At 60.7% G+C, this 21,271-nt stretch carries 17 protein-coding genes; 8 read left to right on the top strand and 9 right to left on the bottom strand.

Going from position 1 to position 21,271, the window contains the following annotated elements; translation table 11 throughout:
- Nucleotides 1-532 precede the first annotated feature (532 nt).
- A complete protein-coding gene (locus RG2_RS13020; RefSeq protein ID WP_051730684.1) occupies nt 533-1,459 on the bottom strand; it encodes a 3-oxoacyl-ACP synthase in 927 nt (308 codons plus the stop codon).
- Nucleotides 1,443-2,546, bottom strand: coding sequence for a 3-oxoacyl-ACP synthase III family protein (locus tag RG2_RS13015; RefSeq protein WP_033236211.1), 1,104 nt, complete (start codon nt 2,544-2,546; stop codon nt 1,443-1,445). Before RG2_RS13015 ends, RG2_RS13020 begins: the two co-directional genes overlap by 17 nt.
- A 1,029-nt stretch (nt 2,547-3,575) precedes the next feature.
- Between RG2_RS13015 and RG2_RS13005 the strand changes: the two genes are divergently transcribed.
- A complete protein-coding gene (locus RG2_RS13005) occupies nt 3,576-4,757 on the top strand; it encodes a serine hydrolase domain-containing protein (RefSeq protein ID WP_051730694.1) in 1,182 nt (393 codons plus the stop codon).
- 131 nt (nt 4,758-4,888) lie between these two features.
- Here the strand turns inward: RG2_RS13005 and RG2_RS13000 are convergent, their stop codons facing one another.
- From RG2_RS13000 to RG2_RS12980, 5 genes are all read right to left on the bottom strand, one after another.
- Nucleotides 4,889-5,938 (bottom strand): zinc-binding dehydrogenase, encoded by a 1,050-nt coding sequence (locus tag RG2_RS13000; RefSeq protein WP_033236208.1) that lies wholly within the window; start codon nt 5,936-5,938, stop codon nt 4,889-4,891.
- Nucleotides 5,914-7,509, bottom strand: coding sequence for a phosphonate ABC transporter, permease protein PhnE (gene phnE / locus RG2_RS12995; protein WP_033236207.1), 1,596 nt, complete (start codon nt 7,507-7,509; stop codon nt 5,914-5,916). The genes RG2_RS13000 and phnE overlap by 25 nt, the downstream gene beginning before the upstream one ends.
- Nucleotides 7,506-8,303 carry a phosphonate ABC transporter ATP-binding protein gene (phnC, locus tag RG2_RS12990; RefSeq protein WP_033236206.1) on the bottom strand — a complete coding sequence of 266 codons (798 nt, stop codon included), beginning with the start codon at nt 8,301-8,303 and terminating at the stop codon, nt 7,506-7,508. Before phnC ends, phnE begins: the two co-directional genes overlap by 4 nt.
- A 2-nt stretch (nt 8,304-8,305) precedes the next feature.
- Entirely contained in the window at nt 8,306-9,274 is a 969-nt protein-coding gene (locus tag RG2_RS12985; protein WP_033236205.1) for a phosphate/phosphite/phosphonate ABC transporter substrate-binding protein, read from the bottom strand.
- A 68-nt stretch (nt 9,275-9,342) separates the two neighbouring features.
- Nucleotides 9,343-10,062, bottom strand: a complete 720-nt coding sequence (locus RG2_RS12980; RefSeq protein ID WP_051730683.1) for a phosphonatase-like hydrolase — start codon at nt 10,060-10,062, stop codon at nt 9,343-9,345.
- A 109-nt stretch (nt 10,063-10,171) separates the two neighbouring features.
- On the opposite strand from RG2_RS12980, the gene RG2_RS12975 reads away from it, so the two are divergent.
- The 6 genes from RG2_RS12975 to narI all read left to right on the top strand — a co-directional run bounded on the left by RG2_RS12975 (nt 10,172) and on the right by narI (nt 18,169).
- Nucleotides 10,172-10,885, top strand: coding sequence for a GntR family transcriptional regulator (locus RG2_RS12975; protein ID WP_174557355.1), 714 nt, complete (start codon nt 10,172-10,174; stop codon nt 10,883-10,885).
- Between the two features lie 40 nt (nt 10,886-10,925).
- On the top strand, nt 10,926-11,324 hold the full coding sequence (locus RG2_RS12970) for a low affinity iron permease family protein (protein ID WP_033236203.1): 399 nt from the start codon (nt 10,926-10,928) through the stop codon (nt 11,322-11,324).
- 126 nt (nt 11,325-11,450) lie between these two features.
- Entirely contained in the window at nt 11,451-15,128 is a 3,678-nt protein-coding gene (locus tag RG2_RS12965; protein WP_033236202.1) for a nitrate reductase subunit alpha, read from the top strand.
- Nucleotides 15,128-16,786, top strand: a complete 1,659-nt coding sequence (gene narH / locus RG2_RS12960) for a nitrate reductase subunit beta (RefSeq protein WP_033236201.1) — start codon at nt 15,128-15,130, stop codon at nt 16,784-16,786. Before RG2_RS12965 ends, narH begins: the two co-directional genes overlap by 1 nt.
- Complete coding sequence (gene narJ / locus RG2_RS12955; RefSeq protein WP_033236200.1) at nt 16,783-17,436, top strand: nitrate reductase molybdenum cofactor assembly chaperone; 654 nt, start codon at nt 16,783-16,785, stop codon at nt 17,434-17,436. The genes narH and narJ overlap by 4 nt, the downstream gene beginning before the upstream one ends.
- Before the next feature lies 1 nt (nt 17,437).
- Entirely contained in the window at nt 17,438-18,169 is a 732-nt protein-coding gene (gene narI / locus RG2_RS12950) for a respiratory nitrate reductase subunit gamma (protein WP_033236199.1), read from the top strand.
- Here the strand turns inward: narI and RG2_RS12945 are convergent.
- Nucleotides 18,143-19,129 (bottom strand): tellurite resistance/C4-dicarboxylate transporter family protein, encoded by a 987-nt coding sequence (locus tag RG2_RS12945; RefSeq protein ID WP_051730693.1) that lies wholly within the window; start codon nt 19,127-19,129, stop codon nt 18,143-18,145. The genes narI and RG2_RS12945 overlap by 27 nt on opposite strands.
- A 143-nt stretch (nt 19,130-19,272) precedes the next feature.
- On the opposite strand from RG2_RS12945, the gene RG2_RS12940 reads away from it, so the two are divergent.
- Nucleotides 19,273-20,553, top strand: a complete 1,281-nt coding sequence (locus RG2_RS12940) for a DUF3500 domain-containing protein (protein ID WP_051730682.1) — start codon at nt 19,273-19,275, stop codon at nt 20,551-20,553.
- 55 nt (nt 20,554-20,608) lie between these two features.
- Here the strand turns inward: RG2_RS12940 and RG2_RS32705 are convergent, their stop codons facing one another.
- Nucleotides 20,609-20,839, bottom strand: a complete 231-nt coding sequence (locus RG2_RS32705) for an RlpA-like double-psi beta-barrel domain-containing protein (RefSeq protein ID WP_371851316.1) — start codon at nt 20,837-20,839, stop codon at nt 20,609-20,611.
- Between the last annotated feature and the right edge of the window lie 432 nt (nt 20,840-21,271).

The raw sequence follows: 21,271 nt of genomic DNA, 5'->3' as shown, positions 1-21,271 counted from the left end.
CGAAGATGAACATAATGCTCCTCGTAGGTGTCTGCCACTTACATACCGGTAACTACGAGGTACAGCAGCCGGACTGCTGTCATGGCCGCCCGGCTGCATTGGTGCCCTCAACCCGATGCCGACGCTCTAGTGCGGATACCCCCGACCTCATTCCAAGGCCGGGGGTATTACTGTCATCCGCGCCGAGCACACGACACGGCGACCCTCTATCCACACCAAGATTCGCCCCACATGTCGAATCTCGACACAACGACCATACGGCCGGACAAGAACGTGAACCACGTTTCGGCGCAGGATCATTCGAATTGATGACAAATGGCCCATCAGTGATTACCTTCGGCCGATCATCACAGGCACAAACGCCCGAAAAGCGCGCCGAAGGCCTGTTATCCTCCGAATCATCGCCCTCTGGCTCACATTCGCGGCGTAGCCGCTTGGAGCACCCGTCACCTTCGTGATCACTACGCTCAGCGCCCTGACATTGGGTCTATGGCTGCTGGTCGGTGCGATTATCGGATCCAGTGATCCTGAGTCAAGGGTTGAAACCACCGCTGGTTGCCGTATCTGTTGTCGCCCACAAACGCGGGATCGACTGCGTGTAAAGAGCCGCGCCCGCGGTCACACTCGCTCCCACTGCGACGAGCACTGTGCTCCCACATGTCGAATTTCTGTGTTCTTCCCTCTCCAAAGCCGCGATCAGTCCTGCGGTGTGCATGTGCTCGTCGTCAGCCACGGTGACGCATGACTCCGGCATCCCCAGCTTCGCCGCAAGTGCGGCCCGAAACCCAGGGCGGGCGGGCGCGGCCACGACGGAATCGACTTCTGCCAGTTCCAGTTTCGCCTCCTGCAGACATGTGGCGACTGCTTCGTAACCCGCCGCAGCGTAGTCCTCGTCGAGCGAACTTGACTCATGGAAACGCAACACATTCCGGTTGTCGTTCTGACCAACCGTCGCCCGGAACGAGTCCCCTCCATCGATACGATTCACCCAATGCACCTGGCCGAGCCCATAGTGATCATCGGTCCAGCAGCACAACGCCGCTCCCCCCACTGCCGAGAAGGGAAACCCCTCGCTGAGCCCGTGCCCCGGGTCGGCATCACTGGCGACGACGAGTGCGCGTTCGATCACACGGGAACGAAGAAATCCGTCAACAATCTGCAGCGCGGTCAACACGCCACAAGTACCGTTCGCGACATCGAAGGAGAACGTTCCATGGTCGCCGGTGTGCGGATCCTCTGGATGGGCGCCGATATCGTCTTGAATGAGAGCGGCAAGGGCCGGTTCACCGAGATTTCGGTCGCGATACAGACCTGCGTTCAGGAGGAGATCGAGGTCGTCGGGGCGACATCCGGCCTTGTCGAGGCAGGACCGCGCCGCCGCTGACGCGAGGTGAAGTGCACTGTGCCGACTCCGCCATCCACCCCGGGTGAGGGACAACTGCTCAATGATCGTTCCCATAGCGCGCCACCAGTTCTCCATCGATTTCCACTAGAACTACCCCGATCTCCAACCCAGAGGCCAAGGAGATCAACGCGACAGTCTCTCCCGGCTGGATACGGCCGGCCTCGAGTTCCTCGACCAACGCCACCGTGTGGGTTGTCGACGCTGTGTTCCCGTATCGGTCGACTGTGATGACCGCGTCATGCCGCGGACTGTCTCCGAACGACGCCTCCATCTGAGCCATACCCTTCTTGATTGCCCGCGCGGAAGTCTGATGAGTGATCACATGGTCGATGTCGTGTATCGACAGCTCGAGTGAGTCGAGTACCTCATGTAGGAGCAGCGGGGTGTCGGCGATGGCTGCCTTCTGAATCGCGCGCGAATTGGTAAACATGCGAGCGCCCGGAGCACCGCCCTTCGGGTAAGCGAGACATAAACGGCTGTAATCGGCCACGGTGGTGAATCCGGCAAGTCGGATCCCGACGGCACCGGCGGGCGCCCGTTCGAGGACAAGCGCTGCGCCCGCATCGCCCAATGTCAACGAGGCCAACTCTTTACTCATGATGTTGTGGATATGCTGCGCGGCATTGCGGCCGAGTTGGGAAATATATTCACCACTCACGATCAAAGCCCGCTCGACGACACCCTGGCGTATCCAATTGTTGGCCACCATGACACCGGTGAGCATCCCTGCGCATGCATTTGAAAGATCGAACGTCATGGTCTTGTTCGCTCCGAGAGCCCGCGCGACGACACCGCTCATCGTGGGTTCAATCCATTGAGTGAGACCATCACGAAACTTGGTGATGCTGCAGCTGATCACTACGTCTATCGACTCAATCGAACGGCCCGACTTCTCCAAGGCATCCCGTGCGGCCGCCGTTGCAAGGGTGTAGGAATCCTCATCACCCACACTGACGCGGCGCTCGTGAATCCCGGTCAAACGTTCGAGATCGATATGGGTCGAATGCCGTGTTGTCGTCATCAATTCGTCGGTCGTGAGCCGTGTGACGGGAAGGTGCCGACCTGCCCCCGCGATCCGCGTCCGGTAAGGCTCTCGGATGTCATTGCCTTCAGCATCCGTCACCAGCCAGTGCTTGACCATTTCGCTCTATTCCTCGGTTCGTCTTGCGCCGTACTTTCTGCCACTGGGCATCGCATCGTGTTGACATTCAGCAGTATTCGCGCGGAGACCACCGTGGACTTCTCGCCTGCTTCCGCGCCGAGCGGCAACGTCGACCTCAATCCGCTACGGGACGAGACGCGCCGGTGTTCAGCTCATTCAATGCGCTGCTCGAATTGCAAAATCATATGAATTGACTAGTCACATCACCGGCATCATGTGCATGGGCGGAAGTACGCCCAAACCGTGAAGACACATCATAAAGGTGTGACACATCTGCATCGCGTTCACTGCGATCACTCCTTTCGTTACGCCCTGTGGAGTCACTCAGGGAGATGATTGTGTCCTGAGAACGGTCAAGCGGTTCTTGTACTCGTCTTCGTCGATCTCCCCACGGGCGAACCGCTCGGCAAGCATCCTCTCTGCGCTGCGGCGCAGTAGGGATCTAGGTGGAGGATCCGCGGAGCCATGTCCGACATAACGAATCAACAGAAAGATTCCGACGATCAACAAACTCCAAAACAGTGCCATACCAATGAACATCAGTGCGTAATCCCAACCCCAACTACTGAGATGGTGGTTATACATCACAGCGAGGCCTCCTACATTCTCCCTTCGGCAATGAACACGCCCGGTCTCGCAGCGCCCCACGCCTCTTCTCCTATCGTGCGCTCTTTTCCGATCGGCCCACAGGGTCTTTCTGCTCGTCTTGACAGGCGGCCCGAGTTCTCGATCAACATGCCGGAAGCCCTTGCCATGAGAGTTCTTCGGCTCTACCTGTCCGGATGTCCGGGCGGGATTCTCAGGGTCAAGTGCGTTCCGGCGACTCCTGGGAGGCCTGATGCCATGGTCACGCGCGGTTCTCCCTGCGCTAACAGGGAATCCTGCAGCTGTGTTCGGTGTTGCACATAGCGAGGTAGTAGTCAACGACCTCCGATCGAATGAGAAGTACACATCATGACAAGTCCCCGCGAGGTCGAGAGCATCCGCCCGACTCAAATACCGGTGCCGATGCGTTCCGAGCTTTCCGGGCAACGCGTTATGCTCGTCGATCCTCGTTTCGGTCAGCTGGCCGGGCAGTTCTTCCGACTCTTCGAGCGGCCCTCGAGCGGTGGCGGCGCGCTTGCGGTCTACTTCGGCGGCGAGCCAGTTGTCGACATCTGGTCTGGGTGGGCGGCCCGTGACACGCGCTGGCAACCAGAGACCGTATCCATGTCCTTCTCCACCGGAAAAGGTGTTGCGAGTACGGTTCTGCACCGTCTCGCAGAACGCGGGCTGATCGAATACGACGCACCTGTCGCCGAATACTGGCCCGAGTTCGCGAGTGCCGGCAAGGACGCCGTCACGGTACGGCAACTGTTGACTCACCAAGCCGGATTACATCGTGTACGTGGCCTGGTTCCGGGACAGTTGGCTCTGCTCGATCACGACAGCATTGTCAGCGCTCTCGCGTCAGCTACACCGGACCGACGCCGCCTCACTACGCCCGGATATCACGCAGTCACGTTCGGTTCCCTCGTCGCGGAGCTTACAACCCGGGCAACCGGTTCATCGTTCACCGATCTTGTCCGCACCGAAATCGCAGAACCCCTTGGAATCGAAGAGTTCTGGTTCCAGGTGCCCGAAGGTCAACGCCATCGAATTGCAAAACTCTTCCCCCGGATCAATCCGTTCAAGGTGCCATGGGACACGGCTTCCTACGCGCTGGCACGAATGCCGGCACTGCGAAATATCGCCGATGCCGGCATGCCGGAGGGGTTCGACAAACTTGTCCACAATCCTTCCATCCACGATTACGTCATGCCCGGATGGAACGGCGTTTTCACTGCGCGCGCCCTCGCCCGTATGTACGCAGCACTGGCGAACAAGGGGGTCGTCGGAGAAGACAGGTTCCTGAGCGAAGAAACCCTCGAACAGGTCGGAGAGGTGCAGACGATTGCTCGCGACTACGTTCTCGGAATTCGGATGAACTGGCGACTCGGCTATCACTCGGCGTTCGTTGCCCACCGCAATCAATCGCCACATGCCTTCGGGCACTACGGACTGGGCGGATCGGGCGCATTCGCCGACCCGGAAACCGGCCTGGCACTAGCCTTCGTCACAAACAGAATGGGTGGCGCTCTCACACCGTTCGTTGACCTGAGATTGGCCAGATTGGGTGCCCAAGCGGAAGCGATCGCCCGCTCTTTGTGATGTGAACCCGATCGATTCAACTCCATGTTCCTACGACCATCCTCTCCCGAATGGAACGCTCCGGAACACGGTGACGGCAGCCTTCTCTCCTGCATCGACAAGGTTCCGTGATACACGAACCTTGTGGCCTACTAGGGGGCGACCGATGATCTGAGTACGACAGGCGACAATGGGGGCTGAAGAACGTCCTCCATTGCGTCGAGCGGCACAGGTTCGTCAACGAGAGTTGCCCACGGATATTTCTCACTCGTCGCTGCGAGGAACGCAACTGCCTGACCGAGATGTCGCGGTTCGTAATTGTGCACACCAGTGATGGTCAGCCACCGACGAACAACATCCTCCGGGTCCACTGAAACCGCAGGGCCGGGGCTGACTGACCCGGCGAGTACAAGACGACCTCCCAGGTCGAGGCGGCGCAGGGCGGCGTTCACTGCAGCCGGGGCACCGGAGAAATCGATTGCAATATCGGTGAGCAGCCGATCATCATCGTCGTCGGCACCGAACTGATGAGATTGACTTTGCCGCAATGGATTCGGCTCGACCGTCTGCACTACGGCACCGGCCTCCGTTGCAGCAGCGGCAGCCGTGACACCAAGCATCCCAGCCCCGTAGATCAGCACTCGTTTGTCAGTGAGATCCCCCGCCGCTTCGAGCGCTGCCATCACGGTCGCGGTTGCACACGCTGCCGGTGCGGCCACCGCGTCGGGCAATGAATCGGGAACCAGCGAGATCGCGGTCCCGCTCGGCAGAACGATATGTGCGGCGTACGACCCACTCAATGTCCATGGCCCTAGCGCTGATTCGTGCCCAACCTTGCGCACGTTCACGCATTTGGCAGTGAAACCCTTGGCGCAGCGTGGGCAGCGATGGCACGGGACCGTCACCGACCACACGACTCGGTCACCGACCGCGAGTGGGCGCACGCACTCCCCCACCACCTCAGGGTTTGTGCCAGAACCGATGGCGACCACTCGCCCGACGGCTTCGTGCCCGAGGATCGACGGACACGGCGCGTCGCGGCGTCCGGACACAGTGTGCAGGTCGCTGCCACAGACCGTGGCGAGGCTGACACGCACGAGGACCTCCCCCGAACCCAGTTCGGGAATCTCCATTTCCCGGATGTCGACGCCATCGCGTGTCCATACGGCTGCCCGCGTCAAACGAGGAGTGATCTGATCCATCCGGAAATCCTTTCCACGATGTAGACGATGACAAAAATGACGATGACGATCGCACCGGCGATCTGGAAGTTCAGAGTGCGAATCGACTCGAACAGCAGGAATCCCACGCCGCCGGCGCCAACGATGCCCAAGACGGTTGACGTGCGGATGTTGACGTCGAGTAGATACAGACTGGATCCGACAATCGAAGGAATAGATTGTGGCAGAACAGCACTGAAGATTCGATTCCACCAACCGCCACCCACCGAAGTCACTGCGTCGAGCGGCCCCGGGTCGATCTCCTCGACAGCGTCGGCAACAAGTTTGCCCAGAAATCCCACCGAGCCGATCGCCAGGGCGCACGTACCCGCCACCGGGCCAAGCCCGACGGCCGCAACGAACACGACGGCGAGAATAAGTTCGGGTACGGCACGCACCACGACGATCCACGCCCTCGCGAGCCAATAAAGCACAGGATGCGGCGTCGCATTGGCAGCAGCGAGGATTCCGACCGGGATCGAAAGTCCGACGCCGATAGCCGTGGATACGACGCCGATTGCGACAGTCTGGACGGTGGCGTCGAGCAGTTCGGCACCGAGCGAGGAGAAATCGGGCGGCACCATGCGCCCGAAGACCTCCACGGAAGGCCCAACCCACGTCAACAGCGCTCTGGGGTCGATCTCGAGTACGACAAACGAGGCGATGCAGGCCGCGATCAGCAACGTCGAAGCACCGATACGCATCGCTCGATCACGGCGGGGTCCACCGATCGACGGGACGAGCAGCGTGCGCCGTACGGCGATCGCCACCAATTCCATCGCGGCGATGATGGCCAGAATGACGAGCACGATCCCCAGGGCGCGCGGGTAGATCAGTCCCCGCAACGCATCTTGTAGCGCAAACCCGATTCCGCCGGCACCGACAAATCCGAGAACCACCGACATGCGCAGGTTGATGTCGATGCGGTAGACGAACGCGCCGATCCAAGCGGGAACAACCTGGGGTACAACAGCATTGATCATTTCACGCAGGTATCCGGCCCCGGTGGCTCGGATCGCTTCCCGCGGTCCGCTGTCGGTTTGCTCGATGGCATCGGCAAACAACTTGCCGAGCATGCCGATCGAATGCAGCGCCAGCGCAAGAATCCCGGGGAGGACACCGATGCCCAGTGCTCGGACGAACAGCACTGCCAACAGTAGGTCGGGCATGGCCCGACAGAACGTGATGACGGCCCGCGCGACGCTGTACACCCACGGATGCGGAGTTGTATTGCGCGCAGCGAGGAAAGCCAAGGGAATGGAAGCGATCGCGGCCAGGACAGTACCAAGCACGGCCATCAGCAGCGTGTCGAAGGCGAGCGAGACGATACGCCCGGTGTCGTCCACGCGGGGCGGGAGCATGCGTCCGAGTAGGCGCTGAACATCTTCGAGGCCGTCGATCAGTGTCGCGGGTGCAAAGTTGATGTACTGCGCCGACAGAAGCGTCGCAACCACTGCAGCCACACTCAACGCGGGTAGTAGCCAACGTCTATTTCGCGTAACTGTCTGCGGGGAATCAGTTTTCGGTGGTGGTTGACCGAGCGTGGTGGTCACGTCGATCCCACCACCGACAGCGCGTCACGCTCGGGTGCGAGGCGTTGGTAGATCGGCATGACATCCTCGCGTCGCAGCCCGCTCGCCGGACGATCGAGAACTACCTCTCCGTCGCGAAGGCCGACGAGCCGGTGTGCCCAGCCCAGCGCGAGGTCGACCTGATGGAGCGTGCACACGACGGTCAGCTGTTCCTCGGTGCACACCCGCTGCAGCAGATCCATGACAACACCGGCGTTCTCCGGGTCGAGCGAGGCCACCGGTTCGTCGGCGAGCACGATGCTCGGCCGCTGCATCAGGGTGCGCGCGATGGCCACGCGCTGTTGCTGTCCACCGGAGAGGGTATCGGCGCGGCGCTCGGCCAGATCTGCGAGTCCAACCCGGTCGAGGCAGTTGAGAGCCTCGATGCGCATCGACTTCGGATACGTCAGCGTCCCGTAGCGCGGGATGCGCAGTCGTCCGAGACCTCCGACGAGAACATTCTCGAGACAGCTGAGGCGTCCGACGAGATTGAAATGCTGGAAGATGAATCCGATGTTCTTGCGCAGTTCCCGCACGTCACGCGCCGGAGCTGAGTCGATGCGGGTGCCCAGCGCGGTAACGCTGCCAGAGGTGATCGGATGGAGTCCGTTGATGCAGCGCAGCAGTGTGGACTTGCCGGAGCCCGAAAGACCGAGCAGCACGAGCATTTCACTGCGGTGCACGTCGAGGTTGACGTTCTGGAGTGCGGTGGTGGAACCGAAGGTCTTCGTGACGTCGCGTGCGCTGATGACTATGTCGTTCGGGGGTGTGGGCATGATCAGCCTTGGCACTTCTGCGAACCGGTGACCTCGCATACGTGGCGGACGCCGTCGTAATCGCTGTCCTGTGCCGGTACGACGCCCCAGGCGCGTTCGTCGGTGATGCGGCATTCGTCGGTGCAGATGCCGTCAGCCTGGAAGGCCGCGGAGTTCATACCTTCACTGAAGACCGCCTTCAGCTTCGCGATCGCGTCGGCACCGAGTTCGTCGTTGGCAGCGAACAACGATCCTGCGATCATCTCCGACTTCCAGACAGTCTTGAGCTCACCTGGCTTCAGCTCACCGTTGTCGATCATGGTCTTGTCGACCATCGTGTCGAATGCAAAACCGGCGTCGCAGTCACCGCTCTTGACTGCGAGCGCCGACGCGTCATGTCCGCCTGCGTAGATGGGGGTGACTGCGGCGGAGATGTCTGCTTCCGAACCGGAGGCGATGACACCTTCTTCGATGAGTCCGGCCGTGGGGTAAAGAAATCCGGATGTCGAACTGGGATCGACGAAGCAGACCTTTTTGCCTGCATAGTCGGTGAGACTATTGACGGAATTGTTGTCCGAGCGGGTGATTGCGTACGACTGGTACCCGGGAGGAGTTCCTTCGTTCTTCACGACGGCCCCGAGGGGCGTCATCTGTGCACCGTTGATACCGGCGACGACATAGGCGAAGGGACCGAAGAACGCGAGGTCGACGTTGCCGGCGATGAGACCTTCGACCACGCCCGCGTAATCGGATGCCTGGACGAATTCGACTTTCGCCCCGGTCTCGCGTTCCAGTCGTTCGATCACCGGGTCGTAGCTGGATTTGAGGTCGGTGGAGTTTTCAGCCGGAATTGCGGCCAGTGTCAGGGTTTTCGGGAATCCCTGTTCAGTTGTGGTTTCAGCACCGGAGCTGGAACAACCGGCAGCGACGAGTGCGGCGGTGGAAAGAAGGGCCGCAGCAATGCTGGCGCGGCGAAGAGTGCGGGTACTCATGTCGTGGTCCGTTCGGTCGAGTGAAGGCAGGGAAGATAAGGCATCAGTCGAGTTCAGGGCTAGCGAATTCAGCGAAGGACGAGGCTCGGGAGATCGGTGATGCTATCGAGGATGTGGGTCGCGCCGGCATCGATCAGAACCTCACTCCGGTGGGCGCCGGTGCGGACGCCGGCGACGACGGACGCACCTGCGCGTCGACCCGATCGGATATCGCTCGCGGTGTCACCGACCACGGCGACAGCCGCCATGTCACTGACTCTGCACTGCAGTGCAGCAGCAAGCACGAGATCCGGATGCGGACGCCCTCGGAACGAATCCCCCGGCGCCAGATAGCCATCAGCGATCGTGTGCCATTCCAAGGCATCCAGAATGCGATGCTGCGTGGCCGGAGCAAAGCCGGTCGTCAACACCACTGCAACGCCGGCCTCCCGGAGTTGTGTGATGGCGTCGGCAGCACCGGGCACTGAGGTCACGCCGCCGTCGATTCGCGCGTCGTACGCCGCTTCGAAGGCGTGATTGGCGGCTTGGGCGCGGTCTTCTGCGCCGAAGAGTGCTCGAAAGACTTCGATTTTGGACTGGCCCATCGTTTCGAGGACGTAGCGGCGAGCGTCTTCGCGGTCTGCGCCGGACTCGGCGAGACCCACCGCAGTGGCCGCTGCATCAAAGGCGTCGATGACAAGACCATCGTCGGCGACGGTGGTACCGGCCATGTCCATGACAACCAGTTCAATGGCAGGTCCAACTAGGGAAGTTTCGCTAAGCGCTTGTGTCGCGGTCGAATTCGTCATGACCCATACGATGCATGTTGGTATAGACCAAGGCGAATCCGTTGCGTGAACTGACAATGAACTAACGGTGACATCTTGGTCTAGACCAAGAAATGGTAGTGTCTGACGCATGGCGGTCGACGCAGAACCTCGGATGCTCAAGCATCAAATCGTGCGCAAGAATCTCGACGCGCTTCTCGACGACCTGTCACCAGGCGACTCTTTCCCCTCCGAACGAGATCTCGCCGAGAGATACGACGTATCTCGGGAAACCCTGCGTCAGGCGATGCGGGAGTTGCTCGTTGCCGGCCGCATCGAGCGGCGCGGTCGAACAACCGTTGTCGCTGACCCTAAAGTCGTTCTGCCGCTTGCTATCGGCTCGTACACCGAGGCCGCTCGCAACAAAGGCATGACCGCTACTCGAATTCTGGTCGGGTGGTCGATGGACGGCGCTGACGAGCACCTCGCGGATCTCCTGCACATTGAACCAGGTGACGCAGTGGTGCAACTCGAGCGAGTGTTCACGACCGACAACGTCCGTGTCGGACTGGAAACAACCCGCATCGCCGCCCACAGAATCCCCGGCCTGATGGAGACCTTCGACTACAGAGATTCTCTCTACACCGAACTGCGCACACGCGGAATACAATTCGATCGCGTCGTCGACAGCATTGAGACAGTACTCCCCGATGCCCGAGAAGTATCACTGCTCAACGTCGACCCGCGGACCCCGATGTTCCTCCTCAACCGAGTGTCCTACGACATCGATGGTGTTCCGATCGAACAGAGACGATCCCTCTACCGCGGTGACCGCATGACCTTCACCGCAGTCATGCACGCGTAAACACACGCGCAATCGATCGTCGCCGACTAAAGTTCTGGTCATGGAGCGAAGCAGCGACGCTGCTCAAACCCGCAGTGGCGGTAACCGCCGCTCGCGGTTTGACGTGTTCGTCGAACATGCAGAGTTGCGAGTCAGTCAGGCACCGTTCTTCTTCCTGTGTGTCGCCATCGTGGTGGCCTGGTTTATCAGCTTGCCGTGGTGGACGGATCTCAAGACCTGGCAGGTTGCCATTCATACAGTCGCGAGTGTTTTCACACTGCTGTTGGTAGTGCTGCTCGAGAATGCCGGCCGCCGCGCGAGCGAAGCGTCGCAAGAAAAGCTCAACGTCATCGCCGAGGCACTGGCAGCAATGCTGGATTCATCCGCATTCGATGATCCCGAGCTCCGAACTGCCGCCAAACGACTCCGGGAAGCTGTTGGACTCGAAGAACGCCACTGAAATGTGACTGTCCATTTCGCCCGAACCGTCGCGACGAGTCCGAATTTGCGGTTCTATGGACGTGCATGCTCGTTCGTCAGATTTTCCATCGCTGTGGCAATGGAGAAGACGTGAAGGAAGTGCACAGTGGTCGAACACATCGGTAGCAGCGCCGAGGACATCCTGCTCCGCGGCGGGCGCTTCTTCACTCCTGGGAAATTCTCGGACGACCTTCGCACCGTGAACCGCACGGGCGGCCGCGAAGGCGATATCTTCTACCGCGATCGTTGGAGCCACGACAAAGTGGTGCGCTCCACGCACGGAGTCAATTGCACCGGTTCATGTTCGTGGAAGATTTACGTCAAGGACGGCATCATCACCTGGGAAACCCAGGAGACCGACTATCCAACGGTGGGGCCGGACCGTCCTGAGTACGAACCGCGCGGCTGCCCACGCGGTGCCGCGTTCTCCTGGTACACGTACTCACCCACGAGAGTCCGCTACCCGTACGCACGTGGTGTTCTCGTCGAAATGTACCGCGACGCACTGGCCAGACTCGGTGATCCGGTAGATGCGTGGGCCGACATTCAAGCTGATCCGGAGCGTCGGCGAAAGTACCAGCAGGCCAGGGGAAAAGGTGGCCTGGTACGCGTCACGTGGGCCGAGGCCACCGAGATGATCGCCGCGGCACACGTGCACACCATCAAGAAGTACGGGCCAGACCGCATTGCGGGGTTCTCCCCCATTCCGGCGATGTCGATGGTGTCCTTCGCAGCGGGATCGAGGTTCATCGAACTCATCGGCGGCGTCATGACGTCCTTCTACGACTGGTATGCGGACCTCCCGGTGGCGTCACCTCAAGTGTTCGGTGACCAGACAGACGTGCCCGAGTCCGGGGATTGGTGGGACGCGTCGTATCTGTTGATGTGGGGATCCAACGTCCCGGTCACCCGCACCCCAGACGCTCATTGGATGGCCGAGGTTCGGTACCGCGGAACCAAGGTTGTCGCTATCAGCCCCGATTACGCGGACAACACCAAGTTCGCCGACGAGTGGATGCCGTGCGCCGCCGGCACCGACGGAGCCATGGCGATGGCGATGGGCCATGTCGTCCTGTCGGAGTTCTTCGTGAAGCAGCGTGAGCCGTTCTTCGACGACTACGTGCGGCAATTCACCGACCTTCCGTTCCTCGTCACCATCGAGGAGCGCGACGGCCGACTTGTCGCCGGCAAGAACCTGACCGCCGCCGATCTGGGTGAGGCGAGCGAAAATGCTGCATTCAAGCCGGTTGTGCTCAACCGCGCCACCGATGAGATGGTTGTACCGAACGGCTCTCTCGGTTTCCGCTTCGGCGACGAAGGTGTCGGAAAGTGGAATCTCGACCTCGGCGACATCGTTCCTGCTCTGAGCGTCGACACCGATTGGGGTGAAACTGCAGAAATACATCTTCCGCGCTTCGACACACCGGATGGTCACGGCGAAACCATGGTCCGGGGTGTACCGGTGCGCCGTGTGGGTGATCGACTGGTGTGCACTGTCTTCGATCTGATGCTCGCCCAGTACGGGGTGCAGCGCGACGGAATGCCGGGGCAGTGGCCGTCCGGCTTCGACGACCCGGCTGAGCCATACACCCCCGCGTGGCAGGAATCGATAACCGGCGTCAGCGCCGCGCAAGTGATTCGCATAGCGCGTGAATTTGCCACCAACGCAGTCGAATCGGGTGGCCGATCGATGATCATCATGGGTGCGGGTATTTGTCAGTGGTTCCACGGCGATGCCACCTATCGAGCAGTTCTCAGCCTCCTGCTGCTCACCGGGTCGATGGGACGCAACGGCGGCGGGTGGGCGCACTACGTCGGCCAGGAAAAATGCAGACCCGTCACAGGTTGGGCGACAGTGGCAATGGGGACGGATTGGCTCCGGCCACCGCGTCAGATGGCCGGAACTTCCTACTGGTATGTCCACACCGACCAGTGGCGCTACGACGGTTACCAAGCTGATGCACTCTCCAGCCCCGTTGGCCGAGGTAATTTCAGTGGCCGACACACGATGGACGTGATGACATCGGCCGTGTCGATGGGATGGACACCTTTCTATCCCCAGTTCGATCGATCGAGCCTCGATCTGGCTGACGAGGCAGATGCACACGAATGTGATGTCGCTGAGCACGTTGCCAACCAATTATCGTCGGGTGCACTCAAACTCGCTGTCACCGATCCCGACAATCCCCAGAACTGGCCGCGAGTGCTGAGCGTATGGCGTGCAAATCTACTCGGGTCGTCGAGCAAGGGAAACGAATACTTCCTTCGCCACCTACTCGGCACGGACTCGAACCTGCAGGCCGAGCCGACGCCGGAGAACCTGCGCCCCAATGACATAACGTGGACCGACGACATCCCCGAGGGGAAACTCGATCTGTTGATGTCGATCGACTTTCGGATGACGTCCACAACTTTGCTTTCCGACGTGGTGCTGCCTGCGGCAACGTGGTACGAGAAACACGACCTGTCGAGCACGGACATGCATCCGTTCCTTCACGCATTCTCCCCCGCTATCGACCCGCCGTGGGAAACCCGCTCGGATTTCGACGCTTTCGGCGCGGTTGCCAAGGCATTCAGCGTGCTGGCGGAAAAGCATCTCGGAAAACGCCGGGACGTCGTGATGGGAACACTGCAACACGACACACCCGGCGCTATGGCCTACGCCTCGGGTAGAGAACAAGATTGGCACTCGCAAGGAAAGACACCCGTCCCGGGCAAGACGATGGGTCCCCTCGTCGTCGTCGAACGCGACTATCCCGCCGTCGCGGAGCAGTGGGCTGCACTGGGCCCGCTGGTCGAGAAGGCCGGCCTCACCACCAAGGGCGTCACGACACATCCGAAGCGTGAGGTGGAAGAACTCGCCGCCAAACACGGGGTCTTCGATTCGGGTGCTGCCGCAGGTAGACCGGCACTCGATACTGCCGAAAAGATGGCTGAGGCAATCCTCGCGCTGTCCGGAACTTCGAACGGCAGGCTCGCAGTACAAGGGTTCGCCGAACTGGAGAAACGAACCGGAAGACCACTGACACATTTGGCGTCGGGCAGTGAGGAACGCCGAATCACCTTCGCGGACACACAGGCTCGACCTGTCCCGGTGATCACCAGTCCGGAATGGTCAGGCAGCGAAACCGGTGGCCGACGCTACGCGCCGTTCACCGTCAACATCGAGGAGCTCAAACCCTTCCACACGCTCACCGGTCGAATGCACTTCTACCTCGATCACGACTGGATCGAGGAACTGGGCGAACAACTACCGATCTACCGCCCACCACTCGACATGGCAAGCCTGTTCGGCGAACCTGCTCTCGGAGATCGCAACGGCGGAATCGGTCTCAGCGTCCGCTATCTGACGCCTCATTCGAAATGGTCGATCCACTCCGAGTACCAGGACAACCTGTTCATGCTCTCCCTCTCGAGGGGCGGGCCGACGATGTGGATGAGCCCCGGCGACGCCGCCAAAATCGAGGTATCGGACAACGATTGGGTCGAAGCCGTCAACCGTAACGGTGTCGTCGTGTGCAGGGCGATCGTGTCGCATCGAATGCCGGACGGCGTGGTCTTCGTTTATCACGCCCAGGAACGCACCATCGACGTGCCGCTCACGGAGACAACGGGAAAGCGTGGCGGCATCCATAATTCGTTGACCAGACTGTTGATCAAACCTTCCCACCTTGCCGGCGGCTATGCGCAAACGTCATTTGCCTTCAACTATCTCGGGCCCACCGGAAACCAACGCGACGAAGTGACCGTGGTGCGTCGTCGCTCGCAGGAGGTGACGTACTGATGCGAGTCATGGCGCAACTGGCGATGGTGATGAATCTCGACAAGTGCATCGGCTGTCACACCTGTTCCGTGACATGCAAGCAGGCGTGGACCAACCGATCAGGTACCGAGTACGTGTGGTTCAACAATGTGGAAACCCGTCCGGGCCAGGGATATCCGCGCACGTACGAGGACCAGGAGAAGTGGAACGGCGGGTGGGTTCGCGACAAGAACGGCCGACTTCGACTGCGTGACGGTGGCCGATTGAAGAAGCTCTCGCGCATCTTCGCGAATCCGAAGATGCCGTCCATTCAGGACTACTACGAACCATGGACCTACGACTACGAGAATCTCACCCAGGCTCCCCTCGGGGAACATATGCCGGTAGCCGCGCCGCGAAGCCTCATCAGCGGTGAACCCATGAAGGTTGAATGGTCCGCCAACTGGGACGACGACCTGGCCGGCTCACCCGAAATCGTTCCCGACGACCCGATTCTGAAAAAGATCAGCACGGAGGTCAAACTCCAACTCGAAGACACGTTCATGTTCTACCTGCCGCGTATCTGCGAGCACTGCCTCAATCCGTCGTGTGTTGCGTCCTGCCCGTCGGGTGCGATGTACAAGCGGTCGGAGGACGGGATCGTGCTCGTCGACCAGGACAAGTGCCGCGGCTGGCGCATGTGCGTGTCCGGATGCCCGTACAAGAAGGTGTATTTCAACCACAAGACCGGTAAAGCCGAGAAATGCACGTTCTGTTATCCCCGCGTCGAAGTGGGCTTGCCGACGGTGTGCGCGGAGACCTGCGTCGGCCGTTTGCGATACATCGGCCTCATCTTCTACGACGTGGACAAGGTTCTCGCGGCCGCGACAGTTCCGGATGACAAAGACCTGTACGAGGCGCAACTCGACGTGCTGCTTGATCCGAATGATCCCGAGGTCGTCGAAGGTGCTCGCGCAGAGGGCATCTCGGACGAATGGATCGAAGCAGCGCAGAAATCTCCCATCCACGCACTGATCAAGGACTATCGCGTCGCGCTGCCGCTTCATCCGGAGTTCCGCACCATGCCGATGGTCTGGTACGTCCCGCCCCTCTCCCCCGTCGTCGACGCCGTGAGCCGCGACGGTCACGATGGGGAAGACGTCGGAAACCTCTTCGGGGCTCTCGACTCGTTGCGAATTCCGATCGAATATCTCGCCGGCCTTTTCTCCGCAGGTGACACCGGTGTGATCGACGGAGTTCTGCGACGGCTGGCTGCTATGCGGTCGTACATGCGCGACATCAACCTAGGACGCGAACCGCAGCCGCATATACCCGAGGCCGTGGGAATGACCGAGGAAAGCATGTACGAGATGTATCGCCTCCTTGCCTTGGCGAAGTACGACGAGCGGTACATCATTCCCACCGCCTACGCCGTCGACGGGCACAAACTCGAAGAGAGCGCCACCGAGTGTTCGCTCGATTTCGACGGCGGACCCGGCATGCACGAGTCCGGCCCGTTCGGCGAAGCCAGTGGCGGTCCGGTCCCGGTGGCAGTCGAGACTTTTCACGCGCTACGCGAGCGTCAAACCACTGGCGAAATGTCCGCCAACTCGACCAACCCGTCCCGGGTCAACCTTCTGAACTGGGATGGCAAAGGTTCGCCGAGCGGACTCTTTCCTGATCGAGGCGAGAACCAATGATCAGCTTCGGCCGACGTCGGCGCAGCGCCGGGCAGGACCGCTTGGTGTGGCACGCTGCCGGTTTGTTGTTGGCGTACCCCGACAGTGGACAAGGCGAAAGGCTCGCGGTTGTCGGGGACATTCTCGGGCATCTCCCGTCAGCTCCCCGAGAGCAACTCACTCTCACTCACCGCTTTCTTTGCGACAGCCAGGAATTCACAGCGGCGGCGCAGTACGTCGAGACATTCGATCTGAAACGGCGCAGCACGCTGTACCTCACGTACTGGACGGCAGGTGACACCCGCAATCGCGGGCGTGAAATCCTCGCCATCGCCGACGCCTATCGCGCGGCCGGAGTTGATCCGCCGAAAAGCGAGTCGGCAGACCACCTGACTGTCGTCCTCGAATTCGCTGCTCTCGTCGACCCGGATACCGGCGCGAAGCTGCTTTCGGCGCATCGCGTTCCATTGGACATGATCCGATCGTCACTGACCGACGTGGACTCGCCGTACGCTCCAGTTCTCAGGGCAGTGTGCAACACACTGCCCCCAGCTTCCGACAACGACATGCGTCGCGCCCAGCAGCTCGCCGCCTCGGGGCCACCCGCCGAATCTGTCGGACTCCCACTCTTCACCCTGACCGTCCCACCCCGCCGCGAAGGAGTGACGTGAGATGTCTGTCGGTGAAATCTACTGGGACATAGTGCCGTACGTCGTGTTGGCAATCTTCATGAGCGGCACATGGTGGCGTTATCGCTACGACAAATTCGGCTGGACGACGCGGTCGTCGCAACTGTACGAGCATCGATTGTTGAGAATTGGCAGCCCCCTGTTCCATTTCGGCATTCTGGTGGTCATCATCGGACATGTCATCGGCCTGGTGATCCCGCAATCCTGGACCGACGCAATCGGGGTAAGCGACCACATCTATCACCTGCAGGCCCTCGTTCTCGGTTCGATCGCGGGCCTGGCAACCTTGGTCGGCGCCGGGATCCTGGTGTATCGCAGGCGGACCCGGGGACCGGTGTTCATGGCCACGACCTGGAACGACAAGCTGATGTACGTCGTACTGATCGCCGCAATCGTCGCTGGTCTCGCCACGACAGTGCTGGGATCCGGAGCGTTCGGCGAAGAATCCAACTACCGGACGACGGTCTCCCCGTGGTTCCGATCCATCTGGATCTTCCAGCCCCGTGGTGATCTCATGGCACAGGCGTCACTCGACTTCCACATTCACGTCACGATCGCGATGGTGTTGTTTGCACTGTGGCCGTTCACGCGCCTGGTACACGTATTCAGCGCGCCGGTCGCATACCTGTTTCGGCCGTACATCGTCTACCGCAGTCGCGACGACGCCCGGAAGGGCGAACCCGTCGGCTCACGCCCCCACCGTCGGGGTTGGTGAACTCACAGTCCACAATCGCCACACAGATGCGATCAGCAGAACTACGCACAGGACTACTGCCGGCCACAGCAGAATTTCGCCAACTATCTTCAACCACGGGGTCGACGCCGTCCCCGCAACGGTTAACGACGCCGCCGACGTCATCCCCATCGGGAAAGCCGTCGACCAACGTCTGACGTCGTATTCCAGTCGAGGCCAGATCAATTCGCATATAAACAGCACGCCGTAACAGCCGAGCACGAGAATCATGAGCACGATGCTCAATCGTTGAAACGACAGGTGTAGCGTTTCCGACCAGCCCACGACGGGCGCTGCCGCTGTGAGTTTTCCGGCCGCGAGCGTCGAGATTGCCAGGGCGCCGCCGAACACCCAGTGATCACCGGCCCCGACTCGGAGCTGATTGAACGAGAACCGTACGAGCACCAACACGTAGAACCCCAGGCCGAGCACAAACGCAGCCGCCGACGGAAGCGCAATCCAGTGCGCCGTAGTCGTGGCAGCAAGCGTCGCACCGAGTACGGCCAAACCCTGCGTTGCGACGCACAGCAGAAAGTGCACGCCGACGGTTGGCGAGGTCCAGTGTCGAATTACCGCCGGTATGAGCACGATCCACGCCACCAGCGCAATCGCGAGCGCGACATAACCGACCGAGTCCCAGTCGAGCAGTACAACCCGAGTACCCAACACGGTTGTCGCGGCCACTCCCGTGAGAGCCGGCGGAGTGTCGGCCTCGTCGATCCACCGAGCGCGATTGTCAACCAACCGCGATACGAACACGACAGCCAGAACAAGCCAGATTGCTGTGCCGATCCCCAGCCATGCCAGCGAAAAGACCTCGAATCCCACCAGGTGCAAGGCCACCGACACTATTCCCGAAGACATCGCGGCTGCTCCCGCACCGGGAGGAATTACCTCGAGCGTGCGGTTGGCTGTCGATCTCGCGCGATGATCGCCGGTCACATCCTCAATGATGAGCGATGATGCCGTGTATGTCCTGATTTCGACTCCACATACTTCCCCGACAGCATGCACCCAGATTTCTCACGGCGACCGTCCAGAGCAGTCACAGCGAACATGCAGGTATCGCAAATACTTTTGGCTCCATGATGATCCGACGCTCTCCGAGTACTTCCTCAGCCAGTCCTGGTCGCCGCCGCATTGCCTTCGTGTCCGTCCTGCTGGCCGGCGGGCTGCTTCTGGGCGGGTGCACCGCCGAGACAGCCGGTACCAACTCGGCAACGTCGGCGTCCACGTCGACGGTGTCGTCCACTGTCGCGTCTGCGAACTCGACTGACTCGACGACCACAGCCGAAACGATCACCGACACCGCAGCAGCGACCGAAGCATTTCTGCAGACATTGTCAGCCGAGCAGCGCGAGGCGGTTCTCTACGCCTACGACGACGAAACCAAAACGACGTCGTGGTCGAACTTTCCGGTGACGTTCGTCGATCGAGCGGGACTCAATATCTCCGAACTGACCGATGAGCAACGAGCGGCCGCCATGAAGGTACTCGAAGCACTGCTGAGCGAGGCAGGTTACGACACCGTCACCGGCATCATGGGCGGCGACGAATATCTGCACGAGAACAGTACGTCGACGGAAGATTCTCTCGGTCAGTACTACATCGCATTCTTCGGCGATCCGTCGAACACGGATGCGTGGGCAGTTCAGTTCGGCGGACACCACCTCGGCATCAACGCAACGCTCGACGGCTCCGCCGACTCCATCACGTTCGCACCGACTCACCTGGGCATACAGCCCGCCGTCTACACCGATGCCGACGGCAACGAGGTTCAGCCGTTCGATGGTATCTACACGAGCGCGTTTGTCTTCTACGACAGCTTGTCCGATGAGCAGAGGGCTCAGTTGCATCAGGGCGAGACCGTAGCGAATATGGTGTGCGCGCCGGGCAGTACTTGTGACTACCCGACTGGCACAGGGCTTTCCGGTTCAGACCTGACGGACGAGCAGAAGCAGTTGCTGCTCGGCGTGATCGCGAACTGGGTTGGCATTGCAGACGAGGAGACCACTGCGGACGCGCTCGCGAAGATCGAGGCGAGCCTCGACGAAACGTACGTGAACTGGTCCGGTGCAACCGAGTACGACATGACGCAGGGCGATGGCATCTACTTCCAGATCTCCGGACCGGATGTCTACGTCGAGTTTGCCGCGCAGCAGGGATCTGCCGGCGCGGACGTCGAAGGCGTGAATACCTCAGGTTGGGGCCACGTCCACACCATCTACCGAGACCCGAGTAACGACTACGCCGGAAGTGTTGTCCAGCAGGAAGCTACGGGTATGGGCGGTGGCGCGGGCGCACCCGGCACTGGCGGCGCACCAGGTACAGGTGGGCCCGGTAGCACGCCCCCGAACGGCAGCTAGGTCCCGGAGCCAGAAAGGTGAGCCTCCTCAGTCGGTGCCCGATTCACGGACGAGATCAGCCGACGAACCGCCATGTAACAGGAATTCTTCCGTCCGAAAGATTACCCAACCTCTTGAACGCGGCTGGTGAAAGATCAAGATCACCGGCAGCGCAGCCTGGACAGGTATCTACGATGGTGACAGTTACGGATCTCGGCCCGCTCGAGGCCAGAATTTGTTTTCCGCACAACGCCCTGGTCCAGATCCTTGCGGATATGGCAACCACGTAGTCGGTGTCTGCTGACATACCGCCGCAACTACCGAGACCGGCATGAAAGTACGTCGCATCGCCACTGTGTGTTGTCGCGTCGTCGGTTGTATCGCCTGCACTACCCGCACTACCTGTGGAGGCGCCTCCCAGTAGGTCGAACAGAGTGGGCTGCGCCTCCGCGACAGAGGTTCCCGCCAATACAGCAGCGGACGCCGTCACCGCAACGGCCACGGATACCGCAATTCGTCGCACCGAACATCGGGACAAAGCGACCTCCTGTTTTCAATCGAGAAATCGGACATTTCCGATGTTGGGCGACGGTATCGGCCGGCCGGTACTCCCGTTGGGTAGGCTCGCCGGACATTCCGGCCGGGTTCGGTAATAGTGACGATGGTCCCGGGCGTCAATGCGCTCCTGTCACTGCCTAAGGCAGCGACAGCTCGTGAATCGACGGTCTGCACATGAGCA

It is taken from the genome of Rhodococcus globerulus NBRC 14531 (assembly GCF_001894805.1).
Lineage (GTDB): Bacteria > Actinomycetota > Actinomycetes > Mycobacteriales > Mycobacteriaceae > Rhodococcus_F > Rhodococcus_F globerula.
Note: the sequence above shows the minus strand (reverse complement) of the source record. Positions and strands in the feature narration are given on the sequence as shown.